The sequence below is a fragment of the Companilactobacillus nodensis DSM 19682 = JCM 14932 = NBRC 107160 genome (genome assembly GCF_000615905.1).
GTDB classification, from domain to species: domain Bacteria; phylum Bacillota; class Bacilli; order Lactobacillales; family Lactobacillaceae; genus Companilactobacillus; species Companilactobacillus nodensis.
Window position 1 is genome coordinate 22,758 of the sequence record NZ_BAMN01000005.1, and the last position, 15,799, is coordinate 38,556.

General features: G+C 37.3%; 17 protein-coding genes and 1 pseudogene. 4 read left to right on the forward strand and 14 right to left on the reverse strand.

Features of this window, described 5'->3' with window-relative positions; genetic code table 11:
• The first annotated feature begins 59 nt into the window (after positions 1-59).
• Positions 60-923 (forward strand): SDR family oxidoreductase, encoded by an 864-nt coding sequence (locus tag JCM14932_RS04795; RefSeq protein WP_025023885.1) that lies wholly within the window; start codon positions 60-62, stop codon positions 921-923.
• Positions 924-1,005: 82 nt separating this feature from the next.
• On the opposite strand, the gene JCM14932_RS04800 is transcribed toward JCM14932_RS04795, so the two are convergent.
• The 3 genes from JCM14932_RS04800 to JCM14932_RS04810 are packed head-to-tail and all read right to left on the reverse strand — an operon-like array spanning position 1,006 to position 3,187.
• A complete protein-coding gene (locus JCM14932_RS04800; RefSeq protein WP_025023886.1) occupies positions 1,006-1,872 on the reverse strand; it encodes an aldo/keto reductase in 867 nt (288 codons plus the stop codon).
• 24 nt (positions 1,873-1,896) lie between these two features.
• Positions 1,897-2,646: an SDR family oxidoreductase gene (locus JCM14932_RS04805; protein ID WP_025023887.1), complete on the reverse strand. Its 750-nt coding sequence runs from the start codon at positions 2,644-2,646 to the stop codon at positions 1,897-1,899.
• Between the two features lie 4 nt (positions 2,647-2,650).
• Positions 2,651-3,187 (reverse strand): DapH/DapD/GlmU-related protein, encoded by a 537-nt coding sequence (locus JCM14932_RS04810; RefSeq protein WP_025023888.1) that lies wholly within the window; start codon positions 3,185-3,187, stop codon positions 2,651-2,653.
• A 110-nt stretch (positions 3,188-3,297) separates the two neighbouring features.
• On the opposite strand from JCM14932_RS04810, the gene JCM14932_RS04815 reads away from it, so the two are divergent.
• Entirely contained in the window at positions 3,298-4,179 is an 882-nt protein-coding gene (locus JCM14932_RS04815) for a LysR family transcriptional regulator (protein WP_025023889.1), read from the forward strand.
• A 212-nt stretch (positions 4,180-4,391) separates the two neighbouring features.
• On the opposite strand, the gene JCM14932_RS04825 is transcribed toward JCM14932_RS04815, so the two are convergent.
• Positions 4,392-4,667: a hypothetical protein gene (locus JCM14932_RS04825; RefSeq protein ID WP_025023890.1), complete on the reverse strand. Its 276-nt coding sequence runs from the start codon at positions 4,665-4,667 to the stop codon at positions 4,392-4,394.
• A 17-nt stretch (positions 4,668-4,684) separates the two neighbouring features.
• Positions 4,685-4,966 carry a hypothetical protein gene (locus JCM14932_RS04830; protein WP_061778448.1) on the reverse strand — a complete coding sequence of 94 codons (282 nt, stop codon included), beginning with the start codon at positions 4,964-4,966 and terminating at the stop codon, positions 4,685-4,687.
• A gap of 206 nt (positions 4,967-5,172) precedes the next feature.
• Here JCM14932_RS04830 and JCM14932_RS04835 point away from each other — a divergent pair, with 206 nt between their 5' ends.
• On the forward strand, positions 5,173-5,997 hold the full coding sequence (locus JCM14932_RS04835) for a helix-turn-helix domain-containing protein (protein ID WP_025023892.1): 825 nt from the start codon (positions 5,173-5,175) through the stop codon (positions 5,995-5,997).
• A gap of 511 nt (positions 5,998-6,508) precedes the next feature.
• On the opposite strand, the gene JCM14932_RS14530 is transcribed toward JCM14932_RS04835, so the two are convergent.
• From JCM14932_RS14530 to JCM14932_RS04875, 8 genes and pseudogenes are all read right to left on the reverse strand, one after another.
• Positions 6,509-7,369 (reverse strand): alpha/beta hydrolase, encoded by an 861-nt coding sequence (locus tag JCM14932_RS14530; protein WP_051528064.1) that lies wholly within the window; start codon positions 7,367-7,369, stop codon positions 6,509-6,511.
• A gap of 6 nt (positions 7,370-7,375) precedes the next feature.
• A complete protein-coding gene (locus JCM14932_RS14535; RefSeq protein ID WP_051528065.1) occupies positions 7,376-8,050 on the reverse strand; it encodes a DUF6198 family protein in 675 nt (224 codons plus the stop codon).
• An 83-nt stretch (positions 8,051-8,133) separates the two neighbouring features.
• Positions 8,134-8,460: a type II toxin-antitoxin system PemK/MazF family toxin gene (locus JCM14932_RS04850; RefSeq protein WP_025023893.1), complete on the reverse strand. Its 327-nt coding sequence runs from the start codon at positions 8,458-8,460 to the stop codon at positions 8,134-8,136.
• 2 nt (positions 8,461-8,462) lie between these two features.
• The gene (locus tag JCM14932_RS04855) at positions 8,463-8,681 is read right to left on the reverse strand and encodes an AbrB/MazE/SpoVT family DNA-binding domain-containing protein (protein WP_025023894.1); all 219 of its coding nucleotides are present in this window, start codon (positions 8,679-8,681) and stop codon (positions 8,463-8,465) included.
• Positions 8,682-8,789: 108 nt separating this feature from the next.
• Entirely contained in the window at positions 8,790-10,256 is a 1,467-nt protein-coding gene (locus JCM14932_RS04860; protein WP_025023895.1) for an MFS transporter, read from the reverse strand.
• 197 nt (positions 10,257-10,453) lie between these two features.
• Positions 10,454-11,491: a MucBP domain-containing protein gene (locus JCM14932_RS04865; RefSeq protein WP_025023896.1), complete on the reverse strand. Its 1,038-nt coding sequence runs from the start codon at positions 11,489-11,491 to the stop codon at positions 10,454-10,456.
• 197 nt (positions 11,492-11,688) lie between these two features.
• Positions 11,689-13,214, reverse strand: a pseudogene (locus JCM14932_RS14540) (ABC transporter permease/substrate-binding protein).
• A 1-nt stretch (position 13,215) separates the two neighbouring features.
• Positions 13,216-14,154: an ABC transporter ATP-binding protein gene (locus tag JCM14932_RS04875; protein ID WP_025023897.1), complete on the reverse strand. Its 939-nt coding sequence runs from the start codon at positions 14,152-14,154 to the stop codon at positions 13,216-13,218.
• A 185-nt stretch (positions 14,155-14,339) separates the two neighbouring features.
• Between JCM14932_RS04875 and JCM14932_RS04880 the strand changes: the two genes are divergently transcribed.
• Entirely contained in the window at positions 14,340-14,780 is a 441-nt protein-coding gene (locus JCM14932_RS04880) for an Rrf2 family transcriptional regulator (protein ID WP_025023898.1), read from the forward strand.
• A 2-nt stretch (positions 14,781-14,782) separates the two neighbouring features.
• Here the strand turns inward: JCM14932_RS04880 and JCM14932_RS04885 are convergent, their stop codons facing one another.
• Positions 14,783-15,727, reverse strand: coding sequence for a zinc-binding dehydrogenase (locus JCM14932_RS04885; protein ID WP_025023899.1), 945 nt, complete (start codon positions 15,725-15,727; stop codon positions 14,783-14,785).
• Between the last annotated feature and the right edge of the window lie 72 nt (positions 15,728-15,799).

Genomic DNA, 15,799 nt, shown 5'->3' on the forward strand with positions numbered 1-15,799 from the left:
CAGTACTTATTTAAATTCGTTTATAATAAAGATATTAATGAAACTGGAGCATATAAATTATGACAGATAAAATTTTAGTAATTGGTGGTACGGGTAATATCGGTTATCCGCTAATTAAATATTTAAATCAGCAAGACGTTCAAATCGTAGCTGGAACACACAATATACAAAAAACTCAGGCAAAATTTGAAGGCTTGAGTAATGTAAAAATCAAACATTTTGATTTCCTAGATCCATCAACTTTTGAAGCTGCTTTTGACGGTGTAAATAAAGTATTCTTCGTTCGCCCTCCACAACTGGCAAAACCAAAACAAGATATGTTGCCATTTCTAAGCTTTGCCAAACAAAAACAAGTTCAACAAATTGTCTTCGTCTCTTTGATTGGCGTTGAAAAGAATCCCATGACTCCACACCATAAAATTGAACAGATGATTCTCGATTTGAAGATTCCATACACTTTCATACGTCCAAGTTTCTTCATGCAAAATCTCAATACGACACACCGTGAGGATATTCAAAAGAATCATGATTTATTCATCCCTGCTGGAAACGCCAGAACAAGTTTCATCGACACACGTGATATTGGTGAAGTCGCCAGCATTGCTCTAATGAACGACAAATATCTCAACCAAAAACTAAATATCACTGGTCCGGCAGCTTTATCTTATCAAGAAATTGCCAAAATTATGACCAAAGTTCTAGGAACAGAAATAACTTACAGCAAACCTAGCCTTTTGAAGTTTAGAAAAGTAATGTTAAAACGTGGTATCAAAAAGGATTTCGTCAATGTAATGGTCATGCTTTACTTGATAACACAACTTGGCAATGCCAAAGAAGTTACTGATACAGCAGCCAAAGTACTAGGCCACGCACCAAGAACAATTCAAAATTACATTTATGATTATCAAGACTACTTTAAATAACGCAAAAAGGAGAAAACTAAAATGTTTTCTCCTTTTTTCCTACTATATAATACTACCTTAGTCAGAGGGTTACAGCCCTATTTTATAGCTTTCCACCAAATACAGGATAAACGCTAGCCGTACCATAATTCATTTGATCAATTTTCATCAAAGTATTCATATCTTCGGCTGAAATTTCAAAATCAATTTCAGCATTAGATTTCATATGCTCAGGATTAGCTGATTTAGGTAAAACGATAACGTTCAATTGCCAGTCATAACGGATACACAATTGTGGCACACTGACATGATACTTTTCAGCCATCTTTTTAATCCGTTCATCATTCATCGCAGCCCCGTGAGCAACTGGTGAGAATGCCTCAACAGCAATATCATTGGCTTGAGAATACTTGATAATATCCATTGGTGTATCGCCGATATGGATCTGGACTTGGTTAACAGCCGGCTTAGTAGCACTGTTTTTAATCAAGTTGTCCAAATCTTCTTTATCAAAACTTGAAACACCGATAGTCTTCAATTTACCAGCTTTGACAGCATCTTCCATCGCACGCCATGTTTCCAAATTTCCCTCAAAGTGACGGTCATTGCCTTGGTTAACTTCGATCCATGGTTGAGGATTATGAATAATCATCATATCCAAATAATCCAAGCCCATCTTGTTCAGAGTTTCATCAATTGATTGTTTAGCTTCATCATAATTCTTAATTTCAGCAGCAACTTTTGAGTTTACAAAAATTTGGTCACGACTGACACTACTATTTGAAACCCCTTCGCCGACACCACGTTCATTGTTATAAGCTTGAGCTGTATCGATGTGACGATAACCAATATCAAGTGCGCTTTTAACTGCATCAGCAACTTGATCATCAGGAATTTCCCAGACACCTAAAGCTAACTTAGGAATCTTTACTCCATTATTTAAAGTGATTGTTTCATCAAAAATTGACATATAATTTCTCCTAATTTTTTATTTTTAAACTTCTTGTCCAGTTGGGCGAATTACCATCTCGTTGACGGCCATATTTGCTGGTGTATCAATGGCAAAGGCAACTGCTTGAGCGATTTCCTCTGGCTGTAAAGCCATCATTTTAGAACCGGGCTGTTTCATGGCCGATTCAAGTCCCTCACGAACTTCTTTATTATTGATTGAATTGAATAATTCGGTCCTAACTGATCCAGGGGCAATGATGGTCGTCTTGATATTGCTTGTACGCTCTTCTTGACGCAAACCTTCCATAATTGCACGAACTGCATATTTAGTTCCTGAGTAAGCAGCATAGCCAGGTAGAACTTCATACCCTAAAACTGATGAAGTGGTAATAATATGACCACTCTTTTGCTTCTTCATAACTGGCAAAGTTGCAGCGATACCATTCAAAACACCTTTAACATTAATATCTAACATATTTTGCCATTCGTCGTGAGCTAATTGGTCTAAATTATTGACTGGCATAATTCCGGCATTGTTAAATAACACATCAACTCGACCATACTCTGCAACCGTGTCGGCAATTACTTTTTCGACTTCCTCAGCCTTGGTTACATCAGCTTTAAAAGTTTTTATTTTAGCATCAGGATTCTGATTCTTTATCTCTTCCAAACGATCCAATCTACGGGCTGCAATACTTAGCTTAGCACCTTTACTAGCTAATAAATTGGCAGTAGCAGCACCGATACCACTTGATGCTCCCATAATTACAACTACTTTATCTTTTAAACTCATAAAATCACTCCTTAATTGTTTTAATGATGCGGGCCGGTACACCACCCACCACAGTATTGGCAGGGACATTTTTTGTCACAACTGCACCCGCAGCGACGATGGCATTTTCACCGATAATCGTTCCTGGTGTGACAGTAGCATTCGCACCCAACCAAGCATTGTCGTGAATATAGACTGATTCAAAATCCAAATGACGTCTATTATCAGGATTAGTACGATGATTAACAGATGTAATTGTGACATTAGGTCCAATCAAAACATTGTCGCCAATATAAATCCCGCCGAGATCAACGAACATCGAACAACTGCTGATATAAACATTTTTACCTATATGCAGATTTTGCCCAAAGTCAGTATAAAATGGCAATCTAATTTCAGTTGTCTCATCAATTTTTTCATTAGTAATTTGACTGACAAATTCACGAATCTCCGGTCGCGTATGTGGCGAATCATTTAACTGTTGCACTAACATTTGGTTGCGGCGATTGACCTTTTCGATTTGTTCGTAGGCTTCTGTCCCTACATCCATTTCCGATTTCATCTTTTAGTACCTCTCTCTAATTGAATTCAGTATACAAAGGGATTATCATAATGTTAAATACTTATCATTAATCAATAACCATACCTTTTTCTTATAATAGGAGTATATCAATGGATGTTAGAGTTTTACGCTACTTCATCGCCATCGCACAAGAGCAAAATATTTCCCGAGCTGCCCGTTTATTGCATATCTCGCAACCGGCTTTATCACGCCAAATCGCTGATTTGGAAACTAATCTTGGAACCCAATTATTTATTCGCGGCAAGCGACAGATTCAACTGACCCAAGACGGTTATTACCTTTTAGAACGCGCACACGAGATTGTCGATTTAGTCGACAAAACCACCTACAATTTGCAAAAGCAAGACGTCGTCAGTGGAACTTTGGATATCGGAGCTGGCGAAAGCATTGCTATTCAGGGTGTTATGGATACCGTCCACGATATCATTCGCAAATATCCAGAAGTTCACGTCAACTTTAATAGTGGTGATTACACCGTGATTGAATCTGCACTCGACAGCGGTATTTTAGAATTCGGCATCATCATGGGACAACATGAATTTAATAACTACAATACTTTGGACCTACCGATGAAAAACCATTGGGGTATTTTGATGCGCAAGGACGAACAATTGACGACAAAAAAATACATCCAACCAAGTGATTTGATTGGACGTCCACTATTAGTTTCCCATCAAATTAAACAGCACCGTGATTTCAAAAATTGGTGCCAAGGATTATTTGACCAATTCAACTTTGTGGGAACTTATAATTTAATTTTCAATGCTAGTTTGTTGGTCAAAACTGGTGCCTGCATGGCCCTGACATATGACGATCTAGTAGACGTTTCCGCCGACAGTGATTTAACCTTTCGCCCACTATCCCCTGAATTAACCGATCCAAATACTTTGATTTGGAGTAAGAAACGAACTTTGCCCGATGTGGATAAACTGTTTTTAAAGACTCTCAAAGAAAAGATTGGAGAACAGTAAAATTGAATGGTCTAGTTAACAATTCTGGTAATGATTCTTCCATTTTAAATGCGATTTCCGATGAATTTATAAAAGCATTACCAAATAACTTTGCGAAGTTAATTGGTAATGCTTAAAAATAGAAAATAGCTAATATTTTATGCCCCATCTCTTTAATACCAATGGATGGGGTATATTTTGGGACTTTCAACCTTTGGCTAATTATTCAAATGTTAATAAATTGCAAAATTTGCACCTTTGGCAAGGTAATTTATTTTTTCTTCGTAATCTTTTCCTTCGTCCATTTGGCGCAATGTACGAGTAACTTGTGTATCGTCCTTTAATCGGCCGAATAGATAATTGTATGAATAGTTCTTGTCAAGTAGATTATAAGTCCTCAATACTAAGTTCTTAGTATAATCATCTTTATCAAGATCTTTTTCGTTATTAATGTCCGTGTATAATTCTGATAAAGTTTTCTTTGCTTCTGTATCATCTGTCATTTTCATAAATATACACCTGCTTTTTATTTTTTACTGTCCGTAAATATATTGTTAACTGAAAATGAGTTAGTGTACTTCTTATCTATATCTTCAATTTGTTCATAGAAGTTCTTTCCCTCATCAGTCAATCTGAAATCCTCGAACAATGATAGTCGACCCAAGTATGCCTCCAATGATATTAACGTTCCATCGTTTACATCATTGAACTCATCTAATTCTCTATAGACATCCAAGATGGCCTTGCCAGCAAGTTTATTACTTTCAAGGGCCATGTCAAGAGTTTCGTACAATTTTGAAAGGATCAATTTCAATCCCTCCAAATCTTCTCGCTTCAATGGGCTTCACTCTCCGTCCTTCTAAGATTTATAGGCAATCATACAACATAGATAAAACTATGTCTATTTATATGATACCGCTTCCACAAAAATACTTAAATAGGGCTTAATACTTTCCTTAAAATAATTTATATGGCATTATTTTAATCAAATAACATGGAGAAAAAGTGGGCAAAATGAATAATCTAGGTGAAATACTCAAGGAAAAAAGAATAGCGTTAAAAATGTCACAAAAAGAACTAGCTGAAGATATCTGCACTCAGCCATTGATCTCTTCAATTGAAAAAGGCAAGTATATTCCTAACTCACAAATTTTGATTTTGTTATGTCAGAGGCTTCAAATTGACATTGATAATATCAGTCTGGACAACAATTACCAGATAAGCTCTAAAGCAGAATTTAACAACATGATCACTACACTTTGTAATAATCATGAATATAAAAAACTAAAAGAGTTCTTACTTCAAGATTCCACCATCAATTCCATCTCCAATGATGAACAAACCAAAGCATATTATTATTACCTTGGTGTCGCATATTTACAAGCAGATCACGATTTAGATGCAGCTCAAACTAATTTTAAGTTGGTTTTATCAAATTATAATACCAAAAACAAACTTACAACTTTGAATAGATTGACGTCAGCTTCCTTAGCCGTAATCTTCGCTAAAAAAGGACTGATGAATTCATCTAATGAATACCTGAACAATGCTTTTCGTAACTTTGATACTGCAAGATTTGAAACCAATCAAATTGCTTTGTTTTATTTAGCTGCCTACTCCCGCTCACTTCTGAATAAAAATATCGATGCTATCACTTGGGTCGATCAGGGAATAGAGTTTGCATCCCAACATGATTCACATTATATGCTCGGTAATATGTACTATCTATTAGCGCAATTATTATCAAAATCGAATCAGTCGGATGCGTCGAACCAGTCTCGTGACAGATCCGACATGTTTGCGGAATTATTTGGTGAAAAAATATTTAAAACTAATTAAATAACACGTCAATATTTGTATTTGTTGACGGTCTAACTACCTTGCTACAATGTGATTGTATTAAAAAAGACGATATTGAGTTTTTAATTCAACGTCGTCTTTTTTTGCCGTTTCGCCATGCAGGTACAATATCCGTGGGGAACGACCATGGCCAAAGTACGGTCTATGGTCTCGACTTGAAGCCGAAAATCTCGTCTTCAAGGTCGTCCATGCAGTAAGCCAGCATAATTCGCTGACTAACTGCATCTTCACGGACACAGTACCTGCCTGACTACACTAAATTTCGTAATAACTATTCTATTACATGAATTAACTTAATATAGCTGGAGATTGTCAGTGATGTAACCAGCTGTAAAAGTTTTGTTAGATTGGTGATTTATCCGGCCTTACAAAACGGACGAACTTTAAGATTTGCAAAGCAAAGTTTAAAGTCGAAGTCCCAGACCGAACTAAGGCTGGGGCTGGTCCCACAGCAGGTGGAATCACTGACAATCGGAAGCGACATCCAACATCAAAATAGTTTTTCAACCAACCAATCAGCAACCAATTTAATAACCTCCGGTTGATACCACTCAACAGTCGCGTGATTAGCACCCTCAATAGTTACTCGATCAACTGAAACATCGTTCTCTTTCAAACGTGCTTCCATCTCTTCAGCTTGATATGGAGAAACAATCGTATCAGCGTCCCCATGCATCAATAAAAATGGTGCCAACCCTTTCTTAACATGATTGATTGGACTGGCGAACTTAGCACTCTTCTCAACATCAGTAATAGCATGCGCAGTATCCTCACCATAAGAAACACCATTAACCAATAATGCCTCAGTAGAAGTAGGTGAAGCATGAAAATCAGTATCGATTCCCTTACCAATTGTTAATAGATCAGAGATCCCATACAATGAAACAACTGCAGAGACCGTCGTATCAGCGACCTCACCAGTATCTGGCATGTACTCACTCTTTTCGGCTGTTGTACCAACAAATTGAGAAAGATATCCCCCAGCAGAATCTCCCATTACAGCAATTCTAGTCGAGTCGATTCCGTATTTTTTGGAATTACGACGTAAATATCCCAAAGCATTCTTGCCATCATTTAAGATAGCTGGAAAAGCATCAGGTACTGCACGATATTCTGCCGCAGCAACAACTATGCCTCGCTGGGCAATGGCAGTACGCATTTGAATATACTTATGATAATTAGCAGATGTGAACCCGCCACCTGGGAAATAAATAACGGCTGGCTTCGCAACATCTGTATCAGGTACTAACAATGACATGCGCATCTCGCGAATCGTATCATGTTCTTTAACTTGCGAGAAAGTAACATCGTGATATTCATTAACCTTCGGAACTGTAACATTTACTTTCATATTAAATTATCCTTCCTGAACATCCTCAGTTTTAAAATTATGTTTCAAACTAGGCCAAATCAACTTATCTGACTCTGCGATTAAAATTCCATTCAGCAATATTGAGAACAGTGTTCCAATATTTACCGCATAAATACTATGTGTCGCAACAAATGCTACAACTACGATCAATATTGGTGGTATGAAATCAATAATCTGGGCTGCGGTTGAATTACCCTTCAAATACAAGAATCGTAAAATATTTGTCGTGTCATCATTAGGATGCATAACAATATTGGCACGCTGATACAAAGAAATTGCGATACAGAAACACGCTACTCCAGAAAATGAAATCAAAGTTCTAACTAACATTGGCAAGTGTTGAACACCGGCCATAGTCAATAAATTCGTAAATATATCTACAAAATAGCTGAAGAATAGAATATATAAAACTTCAGCTACGAATCTTTTAATATCTATTTTTTTAATCAGTATCAAATTGGTCAAGGCATTAGCAACACCGAAGACAAACAGCATCGTACCAACGTTAACACCTAACCACATATTAAGATTGACCGCTGCGGCGGTCCACACTCCACTTCCCATATTGGAAGTTATACACAATCCATTCCCGAAAGCATTCAGAACTAAGCCGATTATTAAGGCAATGGTTCTAGTCTGTAATGAATTTTTGATATACATCACTCCTTTTTTAAAACGATACTGATTATCTTATCACTTTGGGACACACAAAAAGCAACCATAATAATAATGGTTGCTTCGAACTAAACAAACACTTCTATAGTTGCTAAAGTATTAGCCCAACTAACGGGATCACATTTTTCTATAAATTCAATACTTCTCTTGGTGTAATCCACTGACCTAATTTGATGAGTTACTATATCTCCACAAATTATTTTCGGTTCAGAAATTTCAACATACGTTCCAAATTTTCTATGTGTACTAGTTATCGGACACACTATACAAAAGCCTGTTGATTCATTAAATCCATTGTTACTAACGATTAAAGCTGGTCTTCTCTTTTTTATTTCGTGTCCAAGTGACGGATCAAAAGAAATGTATACAATGTCACGTTGTTCAGGAATATACATAATTAATCCTCCATTTGATCCCACTCATCATCCTCCTGAGTAATACTCTGACGAAAATCTTTCCAGTCTTCTGGATTTTTAAATAAATCTTCCTTATTAGGCACCATCACTATCGCTTCCCCTACTTTATAAATTTCGTAAGATTTGTTAGTTTGAACTTTTATTTCACTAGGAATGATAACTCCAACTGAATTTCCTATTTTTCGTGTAGTTGTTTTCATAGGTATTCCTCCATATGTGACATCAGTATAATTTAATTTAACATTGTATTCAAATAATCGGTTTTAAAAAAAGAGCAATTCTTCATTTGCGAAAAACTGCCCTCTAACCTAACTTTCAGTACTATTTTTATAACCAAACTTATTAATAATAATTGCCAAAAGAATAACAACTAGGCCCAATAAATAAATCCAATGTAATCCACCATACAGAACTTGTCTTAACGATGGCAATACACGTGCGGGCAATTTAACAGCCGTCTTCGGATTGATCAATGTATTGACTAAAGAAAGATTAGCCCCCTGATGACTTGAAATACCGTTCTGGATACCAACATTCAATACAATTCCAAAGATAGAAACCATTAATGTCTGTCCCAAAGTTCTAGCAAGTGTATTAAATGAAGTTGCCACACCCACATCTCGTTTTGAAACTAAATGCTGCGATTCGACTGTCGTTGAGACAATCGTTATTCCAAACCCGAAACCACTAATAGCGGTTATAACTAAGAACCAGCCAAAATGTGTCATCATGGGAATAAATGCCAGCAAAATACCGGCAAACAACACGATTGATAAACTAAAGCGCAAAATACGATACGGCGTCCACTTTATAATCAGATAGCTGGTAACAAAAGAACCAATAATCCAGAAAATCGAATGTGGTGTCACCACGAATCCTGCGATAGATACTGGCACTCCAATAACACCTTGAACCCAAATAGGAATGTACACTGTAATCGCCATTAAATATCCGTTGATCAGTGCCGCGACAGCATTTTGTACCATAAACGGTTTGTTTTTGAACAACATCAACGGAACAACCGGTTCAGCAGCAGATTTTTCGTGACGAATAAAACGCCAGAGAGTAAACACACTAATGATCCAAAAAACAAAAATACTGATCCAATTGATATTTTTATAACTTAAGAATTGAAAACTCAGCATTAAAAACAACACACTTATCATCAACCAAAAGCTTCCGCCGTAATCGATATTCGTTCGATTATATTGTTTTGGTTCATGTAAGAACAATTGAAACAGCAACATCACTAATAATCGAAAGGGTATATTGATAAAGAATACCCAATGCCAATTAAGTGTATTGACAATTATTCCACCGATCAATGGTGCAGTGAGTGTAGCAATCCCCCACACCAAGTTATTAATCCCCAAGATCTGCGGCCGTTTCTCATATGGATATAGGTCCGCAATAATCGTCACAGTTGCCGTAGGTAAAGCACCGGCGCCTAATCCTTGTATCGCTCTCCAGAAGACAAGTGCATACATGGAATTAGATAATCCACTCATTAATGAACCGAATGTAAAAATAGCTAGACCGATTTGGACAACTGGTTTTCGCCCAATCAGGTCCGTCAACTTGCCATATATTGGCGTAACCATTGCAGTCACTAACAAATAAATTGAAAATACCCAACTCATAAGTGAGACACCATGTAAATCACCAACAATGGTCGGCAATGCCGTTGAAAGGATGGTACCTTCAACAGAACTAACAAAAGTTGCAAGATAAATAGCTATCGTCACAACAATTAAATTAGTTTTTGATTGCGTCATTATTCAAATCCCCCTTTTGAACTGGCAATAAAAAGAATATGTTCTAATGCTATCACGTAATAGGCGAATTCGACACTATTTATCGAAAAAAAGAGCGTGACATGAGTATAACCTAAAAGAACAGTGAATTTACATAGTAAATTCACTGTTCTTTGTAGTTAAGTCACAGAAATTTCTTTAAAACAATTTGTTATTCTTTAATGTTTGATTATACTAATTCCCACTAAACCAATTACCGAAACCAACGAAAAACTGGCTAAGGTTATATAGTAATCAGTATTTGAATCAGGTACTTCGCCTTGATCTGCTCCAGACTGACCGATAGTTTTGCTTGTGTCAGTATCTGACTTATCAGAACTGTTATTGCCTGAAGTAACCGGCTTAGATAACAAACCTGATTGTTGCAACTGGTTGCTTGAACTGGCTGAGGTACTATTGTTCTTCAATAAGTTCGTTGAATCATCATCAGAATTACTACTATCAGTACTTTTATCCTCTGAAGAATTAGTTTGAGCAGATGGCTGTGTAATGACTTGCTTGCCACTGTTATCGGTATTGGCATCGGCACTATCAGTAACTGTATCTGTCTGAGTACCACTATCAGATGACGTTACATCAGACGTATTAGCTGAATCGGTCACTGTTCCAGTATCATTCGCCTTATACACATAAATAACCGTTCCACCTGTTCCGGTCAACGTACCATTGGCTGGCAAACTACTCTCGTCCATTTTGACAAAAGTATAGCCATTAATATTCAGCTGCTTAGTCGTGTAATTCAAATAATTAGCATTAGCTGAATCGGTTGAATGGTTAGCTTCAGTACTAGCTGAGATTTCATTGCCGTCGGTGTCGACATACTTTACCATCACATTACCGACCGTAACTTTACCTTGCAATGTGATTTTTCCGTTACTGTCCAATTCATTTGAAAATGTATAGCCTGTATTCTCCGCTGGATCAACCGTAATTATGACATTTTTCGTACCAACCTCTGATTGACCCTCACTGAAATGGCTAACAACTGGATGAGTCAAATCATCCCCGGTAACAATAGGCAACTTAACTGATCCATCATACCAATAAACCTCATTACCACTAGATAATGTAGTTTTTACCAGTTTGCTTGTTGTAGTCTGCTCATCTGCGTGAGCAATTGCAGGTTGTGATTCATAAACTCCGAATCCCAAAACCCACAATCCCATAGACAGTATCGCGTATTTCTTGAAATTCATAACTAAAACTCCCTCTCCATAAAATCAGTAAAACTTACATTACAAATTTAATTGTAATAATGATATTTGAATTATTTATGAAGTTTCCGGTTACATTTTTGTTACCATTACGTTTCAAGACAAAAAATACAGGACAAATATTAAAATTTGTCCTGTATAAATTATGGTAAAACTACGACTGCTTTCATAGTTTGCCCTTACTTTTTATTCAAAATTCCATGCTTAACTAGATATTCACGAGCAACTGCAGCCGCCTTCTCATGCTTAACCGATACACGATAATTCATCTTCTGCATATCTGTTTCACTGATCTTACCTGCTAATTTGTTCAAGGTCTTACGAATCTCAGGATACTTAGTTAATAGCTTCTCAGATACCAACGGGGCACCTTGATATGGTGGGAAGAAGCTCTTATCATCTTTCAACGCTACCAAGTTATATTCCTGAATCTGTGGATCAGTCGTATAACCGTCGACTAAGTTTACTTTGTCGTTGGCAATAGCCTTGTAGCGAATCGATGACTCCATCGTCTGCGTATTACCAAACTTCAAATTATAAGCCTTGCTGATGCCCGGATATCCATCACTTAATTGATAGAAGTCAGGATCAAATCCAGCATTTATTTTACTTTCAACGGCAATCAAATCAGAGACCGTCTTCAAATTATATTTCTTAGCGAAACTCTTCTTAACCACCAAGCATAACCATTCTCATACTTCATTGGCTTGAGATATTCCAAGTCCTCTTGTGACTTCAACAATTTCTTCGCCAACTCGTATGTAGCCTCAGGATCATGGGTCGCACCCTTTTTAGTCTTAACCAATGATTCCAAGACCGTACCAGTGAATTCAGGATAAATATCAATTGAACCAGACTTCAGAGCTTTATATAGGAAAGAAGTCCCTCCAAAATTGGCCTTAGTTGTGACTTTGATATTTGGATTGTCTTGCTCAATCAGATCCTTATACATATTGATCAATATTTCAGGTTCACTACCCATCTTACCGGCAATGGTGATTGTCGTCTTAGGTTGCGCAATAACTCGATAACCTGCTACACCACCGACTAAGACAACTAATGTCGCAAGAATGATTCCAATCTTTCGAAGTGAAAGTTTGGAAATACCACGAATCAAGGCACTAAAGATCAAAGCTAAAATTGCCGAAAGAACCGCCCCAACGATCAAGAGAGAATTATTGTTGGTCTCAATACCTAAGAGGATATATGTACCTAGACCACCGGCACCGATCAAAGCTGCCAATGTAGCTGTACCAATAATCATAACCATCGCAATACGTAATCCAGAAATAATCATTGGCATAGCAAGTGGTATTTCAATCTTCAATAATTTTTTAGAGCGAGACAGCCCAAAGGCTTCGGCCGCTTCTTCCAAATTGGGATCTATCGTCGTCAGTCCAGAATAAGTATTCTGAAAAATCGGCATGACCGCATAGACGACTAACGCAATAACTGATGGCACTGTACCAATTCCGACTAACGGAATTAGAATACCTAATAATGCCAAACTAGGAATCGTTTGAAGAACACTTGTGACATTCAAGATGAACTCGGCTGCCCGCTTATGTCTCATCAACAAAATTGCCAACGGTATGGCAATCACTGCCGCAATCAACAGTGAGACCAATGAGATAGAAATATGTTGTCCAATTGAGTTGAGAATATCATTTCCTTGAGTTTTGAAAATATGAATTATCCCTGACATTCTACTCACCATCCCTTGCTAAATAATTTAAGAGACTCTGAGTAGTCAGCTTCCAGACCCGTTCATCTGAACTCTTAACCAATACAAAATCTTGTATCTTCAGCAAACCAGCTAAATCCGAGACATTATCTTCTTCACTCAGATCTGCTTGCTGCCGGTCGACTTGCTGACAATCTTGACTATCAATAATCAACTTTAACTTCTTATCATCATTTTGTTGATTCTTAAAGAATCCATTCACAAAGTTATTCTTCGGATTATGGACGATCTCGTCGCGGGTACCGATCTGTTCCAAATGACCCAAGCGCATAATGGCAATCGTATTGCCTAGGCGAACCGCCTCGTTCATATCATGGGTAACAAAAACAAACGTCATGTTCATTTCAGCATGCAATTTCAAAACTAATTCCTGTAGTTGATTACGAGAAATAGGATCAAGCGCACTGAATGGCTCATCCATCAAAACAATCTTTGGATTAGATGCTAGGGCGCGGACAATACCGACACGTTGCTGCTCACCACCAGATAACTCATTTGGCAATCGCTTGGCGTATTTATCAGGATCGAGACCAACTTTTTCCAGCAAGTCCCAGGCTACTTGATGACGTTTTTCTTTGGACCACTTAAGTGATTCCGGTTGAATCGTGATATTATCTTCAATCGTCATGTTAGGAAACAAGGCAATATTCTGTAAAACATAACCCATCTGCAGACGCATCTCTTGTAAATTGAAATCATCAATATTTTTACCATCAATCGTAATTTCACCAGAAGTCTGCTTGATCAATCGATTGATCATTTTGAGAGTTGTCGTCTTACCACTACCACTAGGTCCGACTAACACAAAGAAGTCTCCATCTTTTATCTGAAGATTCAAATCATTAATAGCTGTATTATTATTATTCTCGTATTTTTTATACACATTCTTAAACTCAATCATATAGGCACCCTTTGTAGCACAATTTCTGTAACTCGATAAGTTACAATTACAATATAATTATCAGTCTTATTTGTCAATTAATACGCATGATAAATCAATAGTGCGTAGTAAAAAGTTGACTAAGCATAAAGATAATCATATTATTAACTGTAATTAATAAAGTTACAGTTAATGGAGGTGAGTTGATGCGTGTATCAACTCGTTTCAGTGATTCCATTCATATCTTGGCATTCATTGAAATATATAAAAATATTAGACTCTCTAGTGAAGTCATCGCCAGCAGTGTTGAAACTTCACCTGTTGTAGTCAGACGATTAATGAGTGTTCTTCGTGAACACGGATTGATCGACACTAAACAAGGATCAGTTGAACCAAAATTAGCGCGAAAACCCAAAGACATCACCTTATTGGATATTTACTTCGCAACTGAAGGAAATAAGCCTCTCTTTGAATTGGACAAAAAAACAAACCCTGAATGTATCGTTGGCGGTAATATCCAAGAAGTTCTTGGCGATTACTACGAGCAAGCTAAAATAGCTGCTCAACGAAAACTCAACGATACAACACTACAGGATTTGATCGAAACAATTTTGGTCAAAGAGAAGGCTAAACAATCTACTAAATAATTCTAGTCATTATCAATAATGACTTGTCCCATATCACGACTCTTCATAACATAATCATGAGCTTCTCTAATCTGATCAAGTTTGAATACGCGTGGAATTGGGATTTGTAAGTTATTTTTAGAAATCATTTCAAACATTTCATCGACCCATTCTTGATGTACATCAGTGGAATCGAAGCAAGTTAAGTATTTTCCAGCTAGAGTAAATGGATTGAAATTATCTACCGTCCATTCACCTGCCAGTAAACCGATCAGTGATACTGTACCACCTTGATTAAGATGGGCAATTGAATTAGATAAACTGACTGTTCCGACCATATCGATGATACCGTCGTAGTTTTTATCAGTCTTCAACTTATTATCAACATCAAGAATTGCATCATCAGCACCATTATCAAGTAGTGGTTGAAGCATGTTCTCACGTCTAGTTGTAGCAGTGACCTGCAATCCCATGACCTTTGCCAATTGAATTGCTGACAATCCAACTGCACTTGTACCACCACGCAACAAGAGTGTTTGTCCAGGCTTCAAATTAAGTGATTTGATAGCACCAAAGGCCGTATAGAAGTTCTCTGGATATTGGGCCAGTGTCACCCAGTCCCCTTCGTAACTAACTGGATATAAGTTAGCATCGTCAACAAGTGCATATTCTTGATAACTTCCGTCAACTTCGCGACCAAATCCCCCCATCATCGTGATGACCTTTTGGCCAACCTTCAACTTACTGTCTTCAGACACTTGGGCAATCTCGCCGACCGCTTCAACACCGATTACACGTGGGAACTTAACGGATGGTGAACCACCTTCTCTAGTTAAAACTTCATATCTATGAACACCAAAAGCATGAATCTTCATAACTGATTGATGCTTAGTTGCATCAGGAATTGGTCTTTCAACTATGTTCATCACACTAGCGTCCCCTGGTTTATCAATAACAACTGCTCTCATATTTATATTCTCCAATCTTTTTCGTTTGCTCATTCAATGTTTTTAGTATAGGGTGTAACGTAACGTTACAGT